Annotated in this window: 7 protein-coding genes and 1 pseudogene; 3 read left to right on the forward strand and 5 right to left on the reverse strand. The window is 60.8% G+C overall.

From position 1 onward, the window contains the following. Positions 1–1,270: 1,270 nt before the first annotated feature. Together GONAM_RS22245 and GONAM_RS22170 are read right to left on the reverse strand one after the other, a co-directional pair. Positions 1,271–2,470 carry an McrC family protein gene (locus tag GONAM_RS22245; RefSeq protein ID WP_006864783.1) on the reverse strand — a complete coding sequence of 400 codons (1,200 nt, stop codon included), beginning with the start codon at positions 2,468–2,470 and terminating at the stop codon, positions 1,271–1,273. Next, positions 2,454–5,771 (reverse strand): AAA family ATPase, encoded by a 3,318-nt coding sequence (locus GONAM_RS22170; protein ID WP_006864784.1) that lies wholly within the window; start codon positions 5,769–5,771, stop codon positions 2,454–2,456. Before GONAM_RS22170 ends, GONAM_RS22245 begins: the two co-directional genes overlap by 17 nt. Positions 5,772–6,096: 325 nt before the next feature. Here GONAM_RS22170 and GONAM_RS00425 point away from each other — a divergent pair, with 325 nt between their 5' ends. Beyond that, positions 6,097–11,190: a PDDEXK-like endonuclease domain-containing protein gene (locus GONAM_RS00425; protein WP_245548540.1), complete on the forward strand. Its 5,094-nt coding sequence runs from the start codon at positions 6,097–6,099 to the stop codon at positions 11,188–11,190. After that, positions 11,160–13,349, forward strand: coding sequence for a DEAD/DEAH box helicase (locus GONAM_RS00430; RefSeq protein WP_051992421.1), 2,190 nt, complete (start codon positions 11,160–11,162; stop codon positions 13,347–13,349). Before GONAM_RS00425 ends, GONAM_RS00430 begins: the two co-directional genes overlap by 31 nt. 76 nt (positions 13,350–13,425) lie before the next feature. On the opposite strand, the gene GONAM_RS00435 is transcribed toward GONAM_RS00430, so the two are convergent. From GONAM_RS00435 to GONAM_RS00445, 3 genes and pseudogenes are all read right to left on the reverse strand, one after another. Continuing rightward, complete coding sequence (locus GONAM_RS00435) at positions 13,426–17,397, reverse strand: DUF3427 domain-containing protein (RefSeq protein WP_006864788.1); 3,972 nt, start codon at positions 17,395–17,397, stop codon at positions 13,426–13,428. Between the two features lie 161 nt (positions 17,398–17,558). Beyond that, positions 17,559–18,188: pseudogene (locus GONAM_RS22845) on the reverse strand (uracil-DNA glycosylase). Between the two features lie 33 nt (positions 18,189–18,221). Next, entirely contained in the window at positions 18,222–19,514 is a 1,293-nt protein-coding gene (locus GONAM_RS00445; protein ID WP_006864791.1) for a hypothetical protein, read from the reverse strand. A 328-nt stretch (positions 19,515–19,842) separates the two neighbouring features. Here GONAM_RS00445 and GONAM_RS00450 point away from each other — a divergent pair, with 328 nt between their 5' ends. Next, positions 19,843–21,603, forward strand: a complete 1,761-nt coding sequence (locus GONAM_RS00450) for a TerD family protein (protein ID WP_167330261.1) — start codon at positions 19,843–19,845, stop codon at positions 21,601–21,603. The last annotated feature ends 66 nt before the right edge of the window (positions 21,604–21,669 follow it).

Here is a 21,669-nt window from a genome sequence, read left to right on the forward strand (position 1 = left end):
ACGACACTCTAGCGCTGGCATCCGTTCGCACATTGAATGATCTGCGACGTGTTTGCGCTGGTCACGTTGAGGTCGCAATCGTTAGTGACGCAGCATCCTTGCCTCTCGGATTGCCCGAAGACACCGGCCTTTTGACTGATCATCAGGCGGCCATCGAGGTGGCAACACCGGCTGCTGTGACCACCAGCCACACACTCGCGAAGCATCGCCGGCGGGCGGAGCGAGGGTTTTCGGAAACGGGCAGTAGCAGGGATTCGTTTTGGGACGATGTGTTGAAGCCTATGGCTGATGGTGCACGGTCGGCGACGGTCCTGGACGGTTATCTCTTTCGAAGTCTTTGGGATATGGAGGATAACAAGCCGTGGACAAGGAACTGGCGCACGGAACAGGTTGTCTGGCTGCTACGTAATCTAGATTCGGTTATGGCTCCTGGTGCCGAGGTAAGGCTTATTTCTAGTCGAGGGCAGTCTGGTGGACGCGATGTGCCTACAACGGCCGACATTATTTATGGTGAATGGGAGCCGCCTACTTCGGGTTCACTGGGACGTGTTTCAATTTCCGTTTGGGAAGGTGTCGGGTCGAAGCTTCGGTTCCCGCACGACCGGCATATACGATTCAACTACGGTGTTGCGCTTCAGTTTGCTTCAGGATTGGACCGGTTACGCGAGACGCGAATAACTGACCCGGACGGGATGAGCTGGCAATACCGGTGGGATTCCGACGCTGTCGGGGCTCTCCGGGCAAGCGAAAGGCGCGCTCTCGCGCTGCCGGGTATCCGTACTGAGGTTGTCGTCGAACGGGATTGATCCAGTCGCTGGGTAGGGAGCTTGTGTTGCAGGGACTTCCGATCTTGTTCTGTCGGAGTGATAACCTACAACCGTTAGGCGCGTTGTCTGGATCGCTGCACGCACCGGACGACGTGACCTCTGGAGTTCGCGCGTTCGTCTGGCTTGTCGGGGTTGGCTGGATGTGGAAGGACCGGATGACGTTCTTTACGGAGATTGAGTCGCGGTAGGCATGTTCCAGAAAACTGCAAGGCAGATCTGCGCCGAGGCCGTATTGCCCTCGGCGAGAAGGGTGCAGCGCCATTTGGGCCCACACGAGTCGCGTCTGCTTGGTTCGTATGTCGAATTGTGCGTCCGATAAGAGGACATGTTCGTGACTCTGATGGCGGTAGAACTTCCGGTACATGCGTAACATTCTCGTTCGGATGAGGTGTGCAGTCTGTCCCATACCTCAACTTTGAGTGTCGGTCAGATCGTGTGGGACTTTATGGCGCCAGATGAACTGTGCGACCGGGCTCAACTCGAACAACGCCGCGGACCTGTGCGTCGATGTCGTCGGCAGTCAGGTCGACGGCAACCACCCGGAGTCGCGCTCCGGTTGCGCGCACGGTGTGGACTACCTCGCTCTGAGCCATCCCGGCGTACACGAGCGTGCCCTCATCCAGACCAGCCTCGGTGACATACGCATGCAGCTGGTACAGGTCGTCCTGCCGGCCTTGTTCATGCTTTTGGTCCGCGCTCAAGCGCTGCGCCACTTTGTACTTGACATCGCCGATGAACTCCCACCGGCCGTTCCTGCGCATGCCAAGATCTGGGATCAAACCGATCTGTCTTCCGCGGTCCAGGGTCAAGCGGCCCTTCCATGACGTTGGCATTTCCGTGTCGTCGGCTCCCAGCTCCTCGCGTATCAGAGCCCGGACGTAGTTTTCGACGATGCTCGGCATGTTCAGTACGAAGCCAGGGACCGGCACTGTGCCCGACGTGATTGTCACCGATTGCGAACGCAGGACGAGTTCCGCCAGCCGTACTGCGGTCCGGTAGTGCGCATTGTGGCGGGACCATACGATTTGTTGCGCTGTTCGTAGCGGCTCGTGAAGGAGGCCCACCTCCCGAACTACTTTCCACACTGATGCTAGATCGGTGTGGGTCCTAGTTGACAACTCGGACAGCCTGCGAAGTGCGTCGCAGGCCGCTCGCAAGACTTGGTTCTCCGCAGTGTGGTCGTCGTGGACGGTTGCGTCGACGGGAACGGGAACTGGCAGCGGGCTTCGTATGTAGCGAGCGACGTCGATCCGTCCTTTGACATGGGAGAGAGTCAGTCGTTCGGTTCGGTAGGTCCGATAGATGCCGAAACCGAACGCGCGTATGCATGCCCGAGCAAACAGTGCAGCGATCGCGTCCGTGACTGATGTCGCGGACAGACCCGCGACGTCGTCGGGACGCCACCCGAACGGGTCAGCAGCCACTCCAATCATGTGGATAATGCGGAAAACTGGGACCTTCGGTGTGACAACGATGTGAAGGTCGTCGACCGTAGCCGCTCCAACTCGTGCACCGGGAATGACTCGGACGCAACCGTTCTCGGCAGGTTCAAACCGAGCGTCGAAAATTTCTCGAACCTGGCGTTGCTGGGAGAGAGTCAACGCGACCGGGTTGCCACGTTGATGCTCAGTCAGATTCAGCATCAGTATCGGAGTGCGTGACGGCTGACTTGAGGGCATCGAAGTCCAGTTCGGCGAGACGGTGCTGTTGTCCATAGAAGTACTCGGTAAGTGTAGGTAGCACCGTGTGATTCCATGCGCGGCGAGCGCGTTTCTCGGTTAGGTCCTTTCGTAGGAAGTGGCTCGGTCCGATGGCCTGGTCGCGATCCCGAATTCGCTGGTTGGCAAGCAGGAGAAAGTCATTGAGCCAAGTGAGTGTCGGCGCATGCCGATCTAGCCAGTGAGGCAGGATATCGTCGAGTGGAGCTTCCCCGGGGCGGACGTCCCGGAACACAAATCGTCGGCGAAGTGCGGCATCGATAGCGGTGATCGAGCGGTCCGCGGTGTTCATAGTGCCGATAATGAGAAGATTCGGTGGTAGCTGAAAGCGCTGCCCGTAGGTCATGGTGACCGGCTCGTCGCGGTACTCGAGGAGGAAGTACAACTCGCCGAAAACCGCCGGTAGATTGGCGCGGTTGATCTCATCGATGACGAGCACGTGCGGTCGTTCCGGTTGTGCCGCTGCTTCTCCGGCGAATCGAACGAGTGGCCCGTCCATCACAACGAACTGACCGGGGGATTCGGGGTTGGGGCGCAACCCTTGTACGAAGTCTTCGTACGCGGTGCCCGGGTGAAACTGGACGAGTGCTGTGTTGTTGCCTGCGAGGTAACGCGCGATTGCCCGGGCGATGAAGGTCTTGCCGGTGCCTGGAGGGCCTTCGAGGATCATCTGACGTTGTTCATCGAGCATCTCCAGGGTGTCGTCGAGCCAGACCATGCCGGCGTCGCTGTGGATCGACAGCGTGGCCTCGAGTTCCTCTCGGCTCGGCCTGTCCGCGTCGGAGGAGGGGGCCTGATGCCCAGGGTCGTCGGCGCTGATTGCGATATCAAAGTCGTCCGGCGGAGCTACCTTCTTGCCGGATCGCCACGCGTCGAACGCGGTTCGCATAGCCGGACTCCAGTCAGTTTGCGAACTGTCCAAGCGGACGAGGCTGTCGGCGACGACGCTGATTGCCAGTCGGCTGACCTCGGTGTTTGTCTGCTCGGCGATAGCTGTGCGGAGGCTGTCGATCCGCGAGAGGTACGCGGTGTAAAGCTCGCCTGGTGTCGCTGATTCGGCGACGGGGTCGCGCCGAGTTAGCCGTTCCTGCGTCGAGATAGTCGCCGCTGCGCGAATAGGGAGATCATTCTTGGTTCCGAGAAGGACAGTTGATATTTCCTCGAGGTACTGATCGGTACTGAACGGTTCGTCGCCAAGCCATGTGGCGATTCGATCAATAAGCAGTGCTTCGCCCCACTCGGCGGTGTGACTTAGCAGCTCAGTTAATCCATGAGGGTCGTGGCGAGCGTGATCGAGAAGGAGGCTATCGCCGGCTTGGCCGAACACGCCTTCTAGCGCATTTACGATCTCCGTTTTCGATGCACCCAACACCCGCGCTGCGGCCGCAATGGTGTCGGCGAGCTCGTCAGCAGTCGTCTTTACGTCGTCGACTGAGCGGAGTGCCCAAGCCGCCCAGAGGGTTTTCTCCTCGGACAACGGCCGCCAGACGTGACGGTAAGGCGGGAGGTAGACGTTGAGGGCGTAGCTATCGCCGTATCGAATGTTGGGTTCGAGCCAGTTTCGGAGGTCGTTCGCGTCCTCGACCCCACCGGTGACGTCCGCAAATGCGGACGCGATCCTCTGTCGGTCGTCGCGGCTAGCGCCACCGATCGCGTATTCGGGAAAGAGGATGTGTTCCAACAAGTATCGGATCGCCCAGACACCGCGATCATCGATCGCCGAAATGGTCTGTTCAAACTGCTGCCAGTCGCGCAGCGCCGTGGCGCGGGCATCCTCGGGGAGTGATGTAAGAGTTTCAACTGTGCGAATGAGGTATGCGAACATCCGCCATCGCTGCGTTTGGTACGCGGTGCCAACTCGTGCCAAGCCCGCACGCAGGGGCGGGACTAGGTCCGAGGGAATTCCGGTAAGCGTATCCCTCCATGCGGCAACACCATTGACCGCAGACTGTTTTGTGTTCACGCCGACGGCCGAAGTGCTCACCGGCAGGAAATAGACATATAGAAGCTCTGCGGCAAGCTGAATGGCGTCATCGTTTGTGTTTGCGAGCTGGCGTTCCAACTTCTGAAAGAAGCTGTCGGTGCCGGCGTCAGGACTGTCGACGAAGTTGTCGATCAGCTCTCGGACGGCGGCGGGATAGTCCAGTGGGCGACCGCTGAAGAGCGAGGTTCCGTCGATCAGGGCCTGGCGCCACCGTTCGGCGGCGTCGTATATCGGCTGAGTGGAGGGGTACGGCATTCGAAAGCTCGTCCGGATGTCACGAGATTTCAGCGGCGGCTGCGTGTACTTGACCCAGCTCGGTTGTGTCAGGAACCACCCGATGTCTTGGGTTGCATCGTCGAAGACGAAGCTCTGCAGGGCTACGGCGTAGTCGTTGTCGTCGCGAAGTCGCCAGACCGCGCCCTGGTACGTGTAGAAGAACCAGTCGCGGCGGGTGAAGTCAGCATCCCAGTCAACGTCGATGTGATCGGTGTGTACACTCTTGACGACGCCTCGGGCTTTAATCGTCATCACCGATACAGGTTGCCCGTGATTGTCAAAGGGCACGTCGGAATACCTGACATAGGTCGACTTGATCGCGATTCGATCGCTCAGTCGGATGTCCGAGGCGCGTTGGTCTAGACCATCTTGGAGACGCCAGATCCCGTCGCGCACGAACTCGTCGGTGGAATCGTGGTTATCAATGCGGGAACCGACGAGCCACGACCCCGGACTGGACGGGGATTCCGTGCTGATGCTCTCCGACGATGCTGGAAGTTCAGTTCTGTCGGCGAGCCTGCGGAAGAACTCAGCACCGTGGTTGATCTGGGAGAGCGTGCTGATGCTGCGGATGCCTCGTAATGCCTCATCAGGTAGATCCGATCGACGGATGTTCGTATGTACCCAGGTGACTGGTCGACGGTGGCGGTGGGTCTGAGCGTCGGCGGCAAAGAAGTAGTTTCCACTGATCTTGCCGACTCGTAGGTGCACCCCGTCCTGGCGTGGTGCAACGACGACGTCTCCGGTGACGAGTCGATGCGCGAACCGATCCAAGGTGCCTGCAGCCATCGCGACGCTCATGGGAGTCTGCTCCGCGTCGGATCGTCGGATCAGGTCCTTGACTACGCCGGGGGTGGTGGCTTCGCCACCAAGGTTTGGGACCATATCCCATCCGATGGTGACGACCCCAAGGGATTCGAGCTCGGCATCTAATGTGTCGTTGCGGACTAGCCAGACTGCGGACATGTGCCGATTCTGTCAGGCACACGGGGAAGTGTGCGGGCGGATCAGTTCACGTCGTCGGCCTGCGAGCCCAGGACCATTCCGAGCACATCCGTTACGTAGGAAGACGACTTCCTCGAGGTTGGATACGAGACCTCGGATCGCCGACCTCACAGAATGCGTTGGACCTGTCCCCTGAACGATTGATTTCGAGGGCGTTGACTCTAATGACCAGGATATGTGGGCTGTCGGGCGACAGTTACTTACGCTAACCGACGCGGTCGACCGCTATTGTGACTCTCGATTATGGAGAGCCGCGCTGATGCGGCCTGAGTTAGTGGGTTGTGTAGTGGCCAGTCGAGAGAACGACGTCGATCTGAAGGATCGCGTTGGCAGGTTGATGCAGTTCCTCCGGGAGATGGTGAAAGCCCGGACACGACCGGTCCTCCGGGTAGAGGATCACGAGCGGATTCAGTGGCTTTTCCCTGGTAGTGCACCTTTCCAGGTGGACCACGCTGCGAGCGCCGGCGACGTAGTTGTTCAAGCGGCGCGCGTGCACCTCGAGGAGCCGCCCGCGTTGCCTCAGTCGCTCTTGTCGTGGCTGACCGCAACCGACGACGTCGTGCGCAGCGACACTGCTGGACCCCAGTTTCGAGAACCCGAGCCGCTCGGATCTACGCCTGTACCTGAGGTCGAACGTGCTCGTGCGGAGTACCGCAGCTGGTATCAGGATTGGACAGCATGGGCGCAGACGGATCGACAGCGTCGACCTCACAACGAGCTCTACCAGGCCCTCACAGAAGTACTGCACGAGCTCAACGCACGGCCCGAGTCGGTTGAGTTGGTTGTTGCGTCCGGGCTGCTGACTCTTCCACCGAAGATGACTGACGGTTCGCGAGTTAATACGCATCTCGTGACCCAAGAAGCGACTGTCGAACGGGACGAGTCGACCGGTGACCTCCTCGTGAGACTCGTAGAACTGTCCTCCTGTCGATTGGAAGACAGTGAGCTTCTCACTGGCCTTGAGATCTTTGACCAGTCGGGAAGTCGGACACTGCTCGCGCAACTCAAAGAGTCGGCGTCCCCGCTCGATCCCTCGATCCAGGTGTTCTTGAAGGGTTGGGCGGCTCGAGCGCTGGGTGTGGAGGTATCGGTCACTGACGCGGTCGAACCGCCGACCACCACCTCTGCCGACGTGTCACTTGCACTCGCGCCGGCTTTGGTCCTGCGAAAGCGCGGCGCGTTCGCGCTGGTCGAGTACTACGACCAGATGATCCATCAAGCCGAGCAGGTCTCAGCGAAGACTCCACTCGGCCTCGCCCAGTTGGTTACTGCCATCGAGGCGGAGGAACGGGTCCAGTGGTTGGAGTCCACCGGTGCCACGGCGCCGCAGGAACTTGCCGAGGATCCGCTGTTTCCGCTGCCGGCGAATGCTGAGCAGTCGAAGATCATTGAGCGACTCGGTGGCGACAGCGGTGTCGTTGTAGAGGGCCCTCCTGGCACGGGCAAGACGCACACGATCGCGAACCTGATGTCGGCATTGCTGGCCAGAGGGCAGCGTGTGCTGGTCACCAGTGAGAAATCCCAAGCGCTGCAGGTTCTTCGGGACAAACTTCCGGAAGACATGCAAGAGCTTTGTGTCTCGATCACCGACTTGTCACGCGGCGGTTCGCAGGAGCTGAACCGCAGCGTCGCCACAATCGCTGAGCGAAAGACGTCTTTCATTCCTGAAGCGTCCGACCGCACGATCGCGGACCTTACCGACAAGCGTGAGCAAGCCCGCGCACGGCGTTCGACGACCCTCGAATCGATCCGAGCTCTGCGCGAAGCCGAGACGTTTCAGCATCCCGAAGTAGCTCCGGGATATAGCGGAACGCTGGCCGCCATCGTCCGTCTGTTGGAGGAGAAGCGCGAACGCCTGTCCTGGTTGCCGGGTCCGCTCTATGCGTCCGAACCGCCACTGACTCCACCGGAGTTCAGGGAGTTCGTGCGACTCCTTGCCCTTCAAACACCAGGTCACGCAGCTCGGGCTGATCAAGTCTTGCCGCCTCTGGAAGGCTTGCTCCCCAGCGCAGACCGGATGGCGCATCTGTTCGAGGCTGTCCACCGCCCGCCGGTTGATCTTCCTTCCCAGACCCGTGAGCTCGTTGAGATTATCGAGAGTGTCGACAACGACACTGCGCAGCAGGTTCTTACGCAATGCGACGCGCTTAGGGACGCAGCTGCCACCGCCCGCGGGTTGTCACCGGAGCACCAACAACTCGCCAACCGTGTCCTCTCAGGTGCGGTCGATCATCTATGGGCGCGCGTCCAAGACCTGGACCTCTTCGTACAGGAAGCGAGTCGGTGCGACCAGATGGTTCGCAGCGCTGTGGTTGAGGCACCTGCTGTGACCCGCGGGGCACTCCGAACTGTGGAAACGTGGCTCGCCCGACTGCAGGCTGGTGCTGAGTGGAAGGGGCGGTTCCGCCGATCTGCAGAGCAGAAGGCGTACGACGAGCTCAACCTCAATCTCACCGTCGACGGTGACCCGGTGCAGCGTATCGAAGAGCTCGAAATCGCTGTCGCGCACCTCAAAGCGCTCGACGCAGTCGAATCTGCACGGCAGACATTTGCCGACCTCGGCCTGGATCTTGGCAGCGCGCCTGCGCGGTCGGCACAGGTGAACGATCTCGTCATTGCTCGACGAGACCTGTCGACGATTGAGCGATTGCTGGCGACTAGTCACGACCTCAAGGACACTCTGTATCGCAGCACTCGTCGTCAGGTCGTCGTCCGCAGTATCGATGAGGCCGAGAGCTTCTCTCAAGCAGCGTCAGCAATCACGCTCGAACTCCAGCGGCGGTCCGCGCGTCACGAACTGGCAGTGATCACGGACGAGCTCCGCAATGCCTTCGGTCCAGCTCTGGCGTCTGAGGCGCACGACTTGGTGCAGAGCATTCAGGAGGCCTCCCGGCAGCGTTTCGACGACGCGGTTGGGGCGTATCTGCATGCGCAGCAACAGCAACGTGAGTATCGGGATTGCCAGGCAATTGTGCAGCGTGTGCGCTCAGCCTCACCCGCGCTAGTTTCCGAACTCGCCGCGAACCCGTCCGACCCCGATCTGCTGACTCGTCTCGACTCAATTCACGACGCGTGGCACTGGCGACGTGCACACGACTGGGTTGAACAACAACGGACCCCCGGACGCGAAGCACAGCTCAGCAGTGAACTTGACGCGGTCACCGCTGACATCAGCTCTCTGACATCCAAATTGGCAGCTGAACGCGCATGGAAGAGCTGTCTGGAGCGCATGAGTGCCAGCGAAGTCACTGCACTGCAGTCCTATCGCGACCACATTCGCAGCATTGGCAAGGGAACCGGCAAGCACGCTGAGCGGTTTCGACAAGCAGCCCGGACCGCGATGCGGGAGGCCCAGAGTGCGGTGCCGGCGTGGGTCATGCCCACGCAGCAGGTGCTCGCGTCAATCCCGCCGCAGCCCGGTGCGTTCGACGTCGTCATCGTCGACGAAGCCAGCCAGGTCGACATCACGAACCTGTATTTGCTCTGGCTGGCGCCGCGCGTCATCGTCGTGGGCGACGACAAGCAGTGCACACCAAGCGAAGTAGCTCTGGGTGGTCTCGACGACGTATTCACCCGCCTCGACAACTACCTCGGTGATCTACCGGACCACGTCCGGAATACGTTCACTCCGCGGTCGAGCCTGTTCTCCCTCTTGCGATCGAGATTTGGTCAAGTTGTCCGGCTGCGTGAGCACTTCAGGTCGATGCCGGAGATCATCAGCTGGTCGAGTAATCAGTTCTATCGTGACGCTCCGCTGGTGCCGGTCCGTCAGTTCGGTTCCGATCGGTTACCGCCGCTCAGAAGTACATACGTCACCGGCGCAACCGTCACCGGAAAGAACGCGACACTCGCCAACAAGGCGGAGGCCGTGGCAATCGCAGACCAAGTGCGCGCATGCCTTGACGACCCGCAGTACGAAGGCAAGACGATGGGAGTCGTTGTCCTACAGGGTCAGGGTCAAGTCACCGCGATCCAGAATGCGCTCCGAGGAAACATCTCGGAGGACGAGTGGGATGAGCGGCGGTTCCGGGTCGGGACTCCGCCTGACTTCCAGGGAGACGAGCGGGACGTCATCTTCCTGTCGTTGGTCGTGGCACCCGACCAGAACTTCCAGTCTCTGACGCGCACAGAGTTTGAGCAGCGCTTCAACGTCGGCGCCTCCCGCGCGAAGGACCAGATGTGGCTGTTCCACTCAGTAACCCTGGACCGGCTGCGCACCGGTGACCTACGCAAGTCGCTCCTGGAACACATGACCTCCCGGACCGTCGCAACAACCGAGCCGGTCCCCGAGAACGTGCCGAACGACGTGCGAGATCCGCGTTTTGACAGTCTCTTTGAACAGCGAGTGTTCAACGAAATCGTTGCGCGGGGCTACCACGTTAATCCGCAGATCCCGGTGAACAACCGTCGAATCGACCTCGTCGTGACCGGCAGTGCGTCGCGCTTGGCAGTCGAGTGTGACGGGGACGCGTTCCACACGACACCCGAACAGCTGCGGGAAGATCTCGAGCGTGAGATCGAGCTTCGACGTTGCGGCTGGACTTTCTGGCGAGTGCGGGAATCCGAGTTCTACGCCGGTCGCGTCGAAGCAATGTCCTCCCTATGGGCCGAACTCGACAGACTGGGAATCGAGCCCGGCGTACAGCTTTCGAACGATCCCTCGACGGTCTCGACTGTCGTCGTCGGCGGCGGCGCCAATGGGCTAGACAGTCCCACGGATGATGGACCGCCGGTGCCTCCCATTGAGAACCGCGGTGATGAGCCGGATGACGGGGCACTATCCGACACCACCCCCGTCGAAACAATCGTAGAAAAGACGTCGCCGCCGATTGAGCAGAACTCTGCGTTGACAACCGTCGAACAGAGGTTGCCGTCCGAGGCTGACTACGTTCGGATCTCGGACGAAAGTCTCCGGGACGCGATTGTTGCCGGTGCGCCACACTATCGATCGATGAAATCGAGGGAACTCGCGGCGCAGTTCCAGGTTCCTGAACCGCAGGTTGAACGGGTACTACGCGACCTTTTCGCCGAGACCGCTAAACGCCGGCACGATGAGTCCGACTACAAGCCGGGCGTGAACGCTCGAGACGACTTGTTGCGTCGCGCTGCATCCGAGACCGAGACCGAGACCGAGACCGAGAGCGAGAGCGAAAGCCCGACGCCCGCCACTTCCCCCGCGCAAGGGACACTTCGGAATGTGTTGGTGGCGGCCGCGTGGCCGAGCGTTCCACTGACGATCGACCGTGCGTGTCACATCTCGAGACTCGATGAGAGCGCTACGCGAGACCTGCTCGATGCGTTGGTGGAGGACGGTCAGCTAGATGAGATGACCAAAGCCGGCACGATGCTGTGGGTCCGCTCGCATGGGGCGAAGGCTTGAAACCGTTACGTGCCTGGCAACAGGAGGCGCTGGACGAGTGGCGCAGGCGAGGACGACGAGCAGTCATCGAAGCAGTTACTGGGTCAGGCAAGACTGAAGTCGGAATCGCTGCCACGCTCGAGGCGGTGGCCGACGGTCGCCGGGTCCTCGTCGTCGTACCGTCGCGAGATCTGCTCCGCCAGTGGCATGAACGCCTCGTGGCGGCAAGTGGCGCGTTGCGGGTCGGGCGACGCGGCGACGCCTATCAGGATTCGTTTCGCCATTTCGATGTGATCGTTTCGACCGTGCAGTCGGCTGTGATGCCTGCTGCCGAAAAGCCGCCGACTGGGTCGCTCGTGGTTGCAGACGAGGTTCATCGCTACGCCGCGGAGTCTTTCGCGAAGGTCCTTTCTGATTCTTTTGATCATCGTCTGGGTTTGACAGCGACCTTGGAACGGTCGGACGACGGCATCGACCGAGTGCTGTTGCCATTCTTCGAGAACGTGATCTCTGGTTGTACCTACGAACGCGGGTACGAGGACGGCATCCTCGCGCCCGTAAATGTGGCCCTAGTGCCTGTACCGTTCTCGCCACGCGAACGGGCACGTTACGACAACCTCGACGAGATTGCTCGCGGGGAGCGAACCAACCTGATCAATAAATTCGGTTGCCGGGCAGAACCTTTCGGATCGTACTTGCAAGACGTGCAGTTGCTCGCGAAGGACGACTTCAACGGTGATGCATCCGTCAGGTCTGCGCGACGATACCTTAAGGCATTCTCCGATCGCCGCGACCTGCTCGCGTCGATCTCCGGCAAGGAGGAGGCGCTCGCCGCGATTGCGCCCGTACTCGAACGGTCGAGTAGAGCGCTTGTTTTCGCCGAGACGATGTCGGCTGCCGCATCTGCAGCAGAAACTCTTCTGCAAGTAGGAATCGCGGCGGCGCCATATACGAGCGACCTCACTCGGAACGAGCGGATTGCGCTCCTCGGCCGCTTCAAACGCGGAAGCCTCACAGCTTTGGCTGCTCCTCGTGTTCTCGACGAAGGTATCGACGTTCCTGAAGCGGACGTTGCGATCGTCCTCGCTGCGAGTCGCACTCGGCGTCAGATGATCCAACGAATGGGTCGAGTGCTCCGACCAAAGGCCGACGGACGCGCCGCGGTGTTCGTCATTCTCTACGCCGAAGGCAGCTCCGAAGACCCGGAGAACGGTGCGCACGGGACCTTCCTCGAGCAGCTCACCGAGATCGCGCAAAACCTCGAAACTGTGGAGGTCCACAGCGTCCCAGCAGTGGTGAAGGAGTGGCTACCCGAAGTGAAAGACCACGAGGGCCAGGCGCTCACCGAGAATGACCGAGAACTCGCTGAGACTGCAACGGCCACGGTTGCGCAGAGCGCAGCCATCATTCAGCGAGCTAGTTCGCACATTCGAAGCGTCGTCGCGAGTGCGGTGCGGTTCAAACGATGTGAAGGCGTCGACGAGATCCTGCGGGAGATCGTCGATCTGGGCCCTGATGAAGCTGAGATTCTGATTCGGCGGTTCGGTCTCGATGGGGAGGAGCCACTTGACAACAGCAGCATCGCGGCTCAGCTCGACCGAACCTACGACGAGGTTGTGCAGCTAGGCGACGACGCGCTGGGGAGGATCCGGCTACCTGGGGTCTCATCGAGGGTGTCGGATGACGGCTCGGCAGCCACCTGCGCGGAGCATATAGAGGGACAAAACCAAACGCCAGTCAGGGAACCTGAACTAGGTCAGAGGCATGATCCACCACTGGTCGAACATCCGAGCCGCCGCGCAGGTGACAACTCAGCGCACGTCGACGTTGAGAAGGGGCCGCAGAAGCCGTTCGGCACTCGCCGAATTCAGCTTCCAACCAAGACCTCCGACCGCCCCCGAAACCGGGAGACAGGCAATAGGGTTGCCATCTACATGGAGTGCGAGGGCGGTTTCGTCCCTGGGGCAATGCTCGACACCAGCGACTGGAGCGTCGTTCTGGACTACGCGATTGTCGGTCGCCGCAACTTCGAGGGCCCAGATGAGGCCGCTCGCGCGCAACTCCGTTTCTATGGGGATTCCGAGCGATCAACCGTCGACGGTTGGTCGCTGTGGAAGGTGAAGAAGTCCGGTCAGCCGATCACGAGCCTCAGGACGATGCCCACAGAAGTTCAGGCGTAAGCCAGCGGAAGGTCACTGCCGACCTTGTCGACGGTGACCTTCCGTGTATGCGGTTATACCGCATAGGGGCTGGGCGTTACGTGCGGTTGTGTTCATCGAAGTTCAGACGCCGTCGAAGTTCTCCGGACAACGGCGTGAGCAGCCGATATTTGACTGTCATCGGCTGCGAACCCTCGTGTCCCAGAGGGATGACACGACCAAGGTATGTGAACGGGTCGCTCGGCTTGCGACGCATCCACAGCTCGATAGATTTTCCAGTGGCTGGAGCTTCAAGAATTTCTCGGCCCTTCTTACCTTCGGGTTTGGTCGAGTTCTGCGAACTCCATACGAACAGATCCGGACCTTCGAAGTGCTCGACGTATTGGATGCTGTCCGAACGCTTCTCAAGGGTCACGAACAGAACGGCGTGTCGCGCGAGCGATACATGTCCGGACCGCCAGTTGCCGGGATTGTAGGTTTCCCCGTAGAGCTCCGGTACGTCAAAGCTCTTGAGTTGGTCGCCGATTCGATCTGCTAGAGGATTGATGTCACTCTCGGAGAGTTCGGTCACGAGACGTGCCGCTTGCAGTATGTCTGCTCCGGTGGTGATCTGTCTCGATCCGTCCGCCGACTCCAGCACGAGGTTGCTGTCGATCTTCCTGACCGTCGCCAGCTGCCGTTTCGACTGACCTCCATGTTCAACCTCGGCGAGAATTGTTTCACCGATGAGTTCGGTCGGAGATCCGGCCGACCCCCACTCGAACAGCAGCGGTTCTCCGGCGAGAACTCCGCCGCTCGGATCGAGCGCTCCCGCATCAGCGAAGCAGACGAACTGATTGCCGGAAGATAGGTCGATGTCGGTGCGTTCGCGCACAGCGATGCTGGAGCCGATTGTTCCTCCCGACCCTGAAGCAAGTCCAGCTCCGATCGCGGTAGTAAAGCTGCCGAACAACGGAAGCTCCACTCGGCCACCGTCATCAGCACGTTTTGCCCGGAGCGTGAGCTGATCGTCCTCTTGCACAAGTTCGACTGTATGTACGTGCCCGGGATACCCGGCGGTCGGGCCGAACCAACGTTTGAGCAATCGTGGTGCGAAATCTTCGTTCCCGCCTGCGCGGATGGCGTCGATTGCGACAGAGGAGAAGACGGCTTCATAGGTGGCACCCTCGGCTACCAACTTCACGTCGCCGGCCGGAAGGTCGGCGTACTGTCGTCGATCAAGTAGTACCGACGGGAGGCCGTCGACGAGTGCCACCCGACAGGGCCATCGGCGTTTGGTGACTGCGTCCTGCTTCAGGAGATACTTTGCGAGGCGATACTCGATGAGTTCGGCCGCCATACTCTCGAAGACGTCCCGGTGATCGGGTGCGATGTTGAAGTTCGGGATCAAGCGTTCCGCGTCCAGACGGAACAAGTGGTCCCGGCGCGACGACGAGCCGTCCGCGCCGGTCAACCGAGAAAGCGGCCAGCTGAGCCAGTACGACCTCCACTGCTGCTCGGGTGCGTGCTGAAGGTCGGGGAACTGGGACTGAGGCACTTCGCGTGCGAGACGTGGGTCCGCTAACAGCAGCTGCCGTGATGTCGACGCATTGTTCGCCACTGAGTCCCCAGTACAGAATCGCCCGTCGTGCAACAGCGCCCGCATCGCGATCAGCTTGTAGCACTTCGTGATGTCCTCGACCTGGATTGCTCGGAGCACGTCGGCGTGGGAAGAATAGACGGCTTCCTGTCGGGGGCCGAGGAGTCCCAGAGTATCCAAGAAGCCAAACCAACCACCGGGCCTTGATGAGACGGTCGCTGGGTCGTGTCCTGCTCGGAATGTCTGTGCCGCTGTCGGTCGAAGTCCTTCATCCTCCTGATACGAACGGCAGTATTCCTCGACTGCGTCGGATGCTGTCGTGCGGGTCAATGACTTAAGCATGTCGACCACGACGAGCTCATAGTCAACCGAACAGCCAGGGGGGAGGTCGAAGTCGCCGTCCTCCATGGCTTGTAGGACCTGCAGCGTCGTCGGCGCGGTGCGTTTCGCGAGAGAAAGAATGGTTCTTGGTTTCAACAGGAACGAACGATGGTTGCCGATGAAGTCGATGACAGTCAGCGCGTCCTTGCCTTCCGAAATCCGGAGTCCACGTCCAAGTTGCTGCAGAAAGATGATGGATGACTCTGTCGGGCGAAGCATCAGGACGGTGTCAATGGTAGGCACGTCCAGGCCCTCGTTGAAAAGGTCAACTGCGAACACGACTTCGAGCTCACCGTCCCGCAGAGCGTCGATCGTCTCGTTACGGGGCGCGCTGGACGGACCACTGTGAACGGATGCACAGCGGACACCACGATCAGCAAAGAAGTCAGCCATGAAGTCTGCGTGATGCTTCGACGCACAGAATGCGAGCGTGCGCTGCCCCTTCCGTGATCGCCACTCGTCGAGCGCTGCTTGAGCGCGATCCTGGGTAGCAAATGCCGCTTCAAGCGCCTCGGGGTCGAACCGTCCGTTGCGCCATGGGATTGGCTCGAAATCCACCGGGTCCGGGACTCCCCAGTATTGGAAGGGGACTAGCTCGGATCTTCGAATTCCATCTACGAGGTCGCAGTCGTACACGTGGTTATCTGCGCACAGCGCCAATAGGTCTGCGCCGTCCATCCGGTCGGGCGTGGCGGTGAGACCTAGCAGAAACTGGGGGGTGAAGTGGTCAAGCACGGCACGGTAGGTAGTGGCTGCCGCATGGTGGAACTCATCGACGACGATGTAGTCGAATTCCTGTGAGTCGAACAGCTCGAGATTGCGCGACAGAGTCTGTACCGAGGCGAAAACGACGTCAGCCCGATAGTCGTCGTGTCCACTGAAGTACAGTCCCATGCTGGCCGTAGGCATCAGGCGTCTGAACACGTCCCGACTTTGTATGAGGATCTCCTCGCGGTGCGCGAGGAACAGCACCCTTGGTGCGCCGAAGCGCGCAACATCAAAGGCGGCGAGCCAGGTCTTCCCCAACCCCGTAGCGAGGGTGACCATTCCGGCCCTAAACCCTTCGTCGCGGGTACGCGCGAGTGCTTGTAGGGCTTCTAGTTGAATCGGTCGGGGAGACGGCACCGGTTCCGGTGAATCTACAACTTCGATGACGGCCGGAACGTGCTGTGGCGCAGGTCGGTAGTCGGCGATCAACTGATTCGTCAGCGGGATACTTCGGTGATCCGACCATAGATCCTCGAAGCCGCGCTTGAGATCCTCGATTGACCCGACGTGCAAGCTCCACTCGATCCCGCCGCTAAGGCCGGAGCGACTCAAATTGCTGCTTCCCACAAATGCTGCCTCGCCAGCGCCTGCAGCGGACGAGTAGAAGAGATACGCCTTCGGGTGGAAGCTCGTTTCACTGTCTTGAAAGATCTTGACCGCCAGCTGGCCTGGGTAGTCATCGGCCAGGTCATGCAGCCTGGCCAAGGCGAGAGGTTCGGTGAGGCCTAAGTAGTCGGTCGTCAGAATTCGGACAACCGCACTCCGGTCCAACGCATCACCGAGTGCACCAGTAAGTAGACCAAGCCCGGACATTTTAATGAAGCTGACCACGATGTCGATGCGATCCAGGGAGGAGTTGCGGAGGTGGGCGACCAACTCCGGAAGAAGGTATTTGGCCCGGCCATCGATCAGGACGGGCGAGGCCGGTACGAGGCCACCATCCGCTGACTCAGTCGGCGCCAAGTAGTTGCCCCGTTCCGGGATGACGTGCCGAACGCCTCCGCGCGGGTCTGGAACGTCGCCCTGTCGTCGAGGGATGACATGGATATGGAGGTGATTGATCGTTTGGCCGGCGGCGCGCCCGGCGTTGAAACCCACGTTAAAGCCGTCGACGGGACCGTGTTGCGCCAGGATCACGTCCCGTACTTCGTCGACCAGTCCGAGCAGGTCTGCTTTCTCCTCGGCTGTCGCGACCCACCAGTCCTCGATCTCTCGGCGCGAGATCACAAGGGCGTGGCCCGGACTGACCGGGTACGCATCCCAGATCGCGAACGCCGATCGGTTTGAAGCGATCCACTCGCTCCGAGGGATATCTACAAATGGGGACTCAATTGGGTTCATTCAGGCACTCCGAAATTCTTCTGCAAATACTCTCGACAAACACGTCAGGTGACGCGGCGTCGACAGGTCGATTCGTATAGCTCCATTGACATCGAGTGAACCAGAACGCGCGCCACCACTCAGATGGAGGGCCGCGCCACGATTCCAATCGGGAAATGGCATTACCCGTTGGGTCGGAGACGTTGCGCAACATCGCCAATCGCGTCTTCGAACCGTTCCCTGCCGCCGGCGGTGTTCAATCCACGCATGGAACAGTGCGGGATATTGCCGCCCGGTACGTACACGCCGGACCGGTTGACTCCTGCTCGTGTCCATCCGTCCCGGGCTGCCGCGCCGAGTAGCAGCACGATCTCGAGGTTGGGTAGCAGGTCGACGACTTCACGTGTCCAGCGAACGGCACGCGCACGTTCACTCGGGGTGGATCCGCCGTTCTTCTCGCCGGCAACAGGGAACGGAACAACATTCCAGTGCACGACGTCAGCCTACTCAACGCCGTGTCGCGCGTACGCTTCTCGGCAGTTTCGCGCAGTGCGATCGTTGTTGTCCAGGCTGAGAAGTCCAGAGCCGGTTCCGGCTTCGGCCTTCGTGGACGGGTTGTCGAGCAACACCAGCATCCGTGCTCGAACTCCACCGGCGTCCGGGTCGACGTACGGAACATGACCGTGGGGGAGTCCTTCAGCGTCGGCGACGCGGTTCGCCAGCTCGTTGAGCGGTGCGACGTGTGGCTCCCAGATTCGAGCCAGCTTGGCTCGCACGACCTTGGGGTCTGCGTTACGCCTGTTGAATGCCATAGTGTTTCGCGCTCACTGCGGTGGGTCGACAGATCACGAGGCGATGGCTGGGAAGACGACGACCGAGCCGTCCTTCTCTTGAAGGATCTCGATGGTCACCTCTGATTGGCGAGCGCTGAGCTGAACTGACTGGCCGAGATCGCGCAGACGACGGGTCGTCTGCAGCAGTTTGTCGACCTCACCGGAGGAGAACACTACGTCCCGGATTCCATGCGAGCGGTCCAGTTGCAGTGCCGACAACCGGAGGATCACAGTCTCAAGGCGCTGTTCGAGTGAGTCGACATCCCGCTTTTCGGCCTGCAACGTCGTGACGAACCGTTCGAACGGGTTGCCTTCGGAAAGCTGAGCATGCTCGACGGCCTGCAGGATCATGACACGTTGTTTCATGGCGATGGCCAATTGGGCGAGCTCGACGTGGATGTAGAACTCACCGTCGTCCTTCTCAATCGTTGGAATGAGTTTGGCAAGCTGGTTGAGTTCGACCTTGTCGCCACTCAGGTTGGTGAGTTCCTTCTCCCACTTGGCAATCCGCGACTTTGCGCGCGAAAGTGCTTCTTCGATGGCGAACACCGTCGAGTCGAGTCCCAGGCTGGCGCCGATGCGTCCCTCGTCGAGAAGTACGGAAGTGGCCTTGACGATCGCGCCGCGGCATGCCTCCAAGCTGTGCTGTTCTGCCTCGAGGTTATCGGCGATGAGTTTCTCGAGGAGTTCGGTGATCCGTTCCATGGTCTTCTGCCGTTGCTGGTCGGCGTAGGCGCTGACGCCGACCGCGACAGCCATGAGAACGAGCGGCGCGGCGATGGTCAGCGCTCCGGCACCGGCTGCGGCAACACCTGCGGTGGTCGCCGAGCCGGTCGCGGCGCCGGCAGCGGCTGCCTTGCCCGCGCTCACCGGAACGAAGGAGGCCTGCGCGGCAATCTTGGATCCGTCTGACAGCGCACTGTGGATGCCATTTGCGGTAGTAGAGGACGCAATCGGCTTCACGATTCCGGAAGCGAACTGCGACGCGAACTTCGGGGGTACGACTATCTTGTACAGCGTCTCGCCACCGTCCGGGACGACATTGGGGGTCTTCTTCACGAGCTCCGACAGCTGCGTGGCCAGCGGACTCACGCCATGCAGGTGAATGCCCTTCGACCTGTCGAGTGCCTTGGGCACATCGTGCGCCTCGAGAGTGGTGAGCGGGATGTCACTGAGTGCTGCGAGAGCGGTCCGAAGACTATCTAGTCGCTCGCGAGTGAGCGCGTTCTCGCCGATCACGGCGGGCACGTCCGCGCGATCCGTCGCGATCGTCCACACCGGCACCGTCGTAGGGTTCTTCGACAACCCGCCACCTCCGCCTTCTGCTACCGAATGAACCGAATGTAGCGGATACGGCTGACACCCGTTCCGTTCGTCCGATCAGTCGACACCAGTACCCGGAGCGCACGATTTGCGTTGGTGGTCGGGTCATTCGACCCACACCGCCATGAGTCAGACACGGCTCGGCGGCCGGAACAAGGTGCGAAAGATTGTCGGGAGAGTGCCGTAGCGTCACGAGTCGCAATACACGCACTGCCCAAGACCGGACGCGCTCGTAGGGGCCCGCGATGAGGTCACCGGTGCCAGGAAACCAACGTCCGCACTCCGCAAGCATCCTGAAGACGAGGTTGAATTGTTGCCGTCACATCGAGGCTGGGCTCTGGTCGACGTTGAAACGTCCGGCTTGAACGCGAGCCGCGACCGCGTGCTGAGCGTCGCAGCCATCGCCCTCGACCGCAACGGTCAAACCGAAGCCGAGTACTCGTCGTTTTTCAACCCGGGATGCGATCCAGGCCCCGTGCACATCCACGGGCTCACGCCCGAAAGACTTCGCGGTGCGCCCACATTCGATTCAGCTGTCGCCCAACTGCACGAGTTGTTGTCCGGCCGAACTCTGGTGGCTCACAACGCGAACTTTGACCACGGATTTCTCGTGGGAGAAGCCACGCGAGCTGGCGTGACCCTCCCGATCACTCATCGTCTCTGCACGGTTACCCTCACACGACGCTTGCAACTCGACGTGCCCAACGCCCAGCTCGCGACGCTCGCCCGTCATCGGCAGATACCGCAGCTCGACGCCCACAACGCGGTTGACGACGTTCGGGTGCTCCTCGAAGTCTTCCGTCGCAGCCTCGATCTAGCGGACAACCTCGGCTTGCAGCTCCCGGTTGTGGCGTGCAGTACCACGTCGCGTGCATACCCGGACAACGTCGCCCACGTGCCCTGCCCGTGGGCAGACCCCGGCCGATTCGATACCGGTGTCGGACTGGTCCAAGGCACCAAGGTGGTCATCACCGGTTCTACGACGCTGCCACGTCTCGCGCTGGCTCGACGGCTCACCGACGCAGGCCTCGACGTGATGAACAGCGTGAGCGGGAAAACGGGCCTGGTGATCGCGAATTGCGGAGTCCCAGATAGCCGCAAGCTGAGGGTCGCGCAGGACAAGGGCATCCCCATCGTCGACGAGGTCACCGCCCTGCGGCTCGTTGAACGAGTCGTCCCGGGAACCCCGAAGTCCGTCCCTGTCATCGAGGTACTGCCGAAGCCCCCGTCCACGCGTTCCTCCCAACAGCCGGCGACTCTACCGTGGAGTGGGCGTCGAGTCCTCGTGCTCGGTGGCGATCACGGTGAAGCGGCCGCGATCCGATCTCGTCTGACGACCTTGGGTGCGACTCCGGCCATCAACTTCACCGCCGGCGTCACACACCTCCTGGTGCTGGATGGTGGCTACTCGGATCCTCGGATACGAAAAGCACATGACAGGCAACTTCCAATCCTCGAATCGCATCACCTCCACACGATGACGGGCGAAACGCTCACGGATGCAGCAGAATCCACTTTTGCGGCCGGCGTTGAAACTCCAGCACCAGTACCCAGAAACCTGGCGCCTGGTGCGGTGATGGACGTCCCCTTCGACATCACCGAATTCACCGTCAACATCGCCTGGGCGGCGGATCGATCTGCGCCGTTCGAAGTAGATGTCGTCGCCTTCGAATTGGACCGAGACCACAAAGTGCTGTCCGACGACGAGTTCGTCTTCTACAACCAGCCCTCCAGCCCGGACAGCGCAGTACGCCTGTGCATCGACGGAGATCGGGAGCAGGGGATAGCGGTCGACCTCTCGGCGGTAGGTGAAGACGTCGACCGCATCATGGTCGGCGCATCGATCGAGACGGCCACCTTTGGTGACGTCGGAGCACTATCGGTAACCATCGACACTCCCGAATTCAGCTTCGCCACAGCGGTACTCGATGCAGCGACGACCGAGCGATCGATGATCGTTGCCGAGATCTACCGCCGTAACGGCATCTGGCGACTCCGTGCGGTCGGGCAGGGTTACGACGACGGCTTGGCCGAGTTTGCGGTGCGACATGGCGTGGAGATCGACGACTAAGCACGTTGCCCTGAGGCGCCGCTGCCGTTCACAGCGGCGCCACCCGCGGTTCAGCTATGGGTGGCG

The organism is Gordonia namibiensis NBRC 108229 (assembly GCF_000298235.1).
GTDB classification, from domain to species: Bacteria; Actinomycetota; Actinomycetes; order Mycobacteriales; family Mycobacteriaceae; genus Gordonia; species Gordonia namibiensis.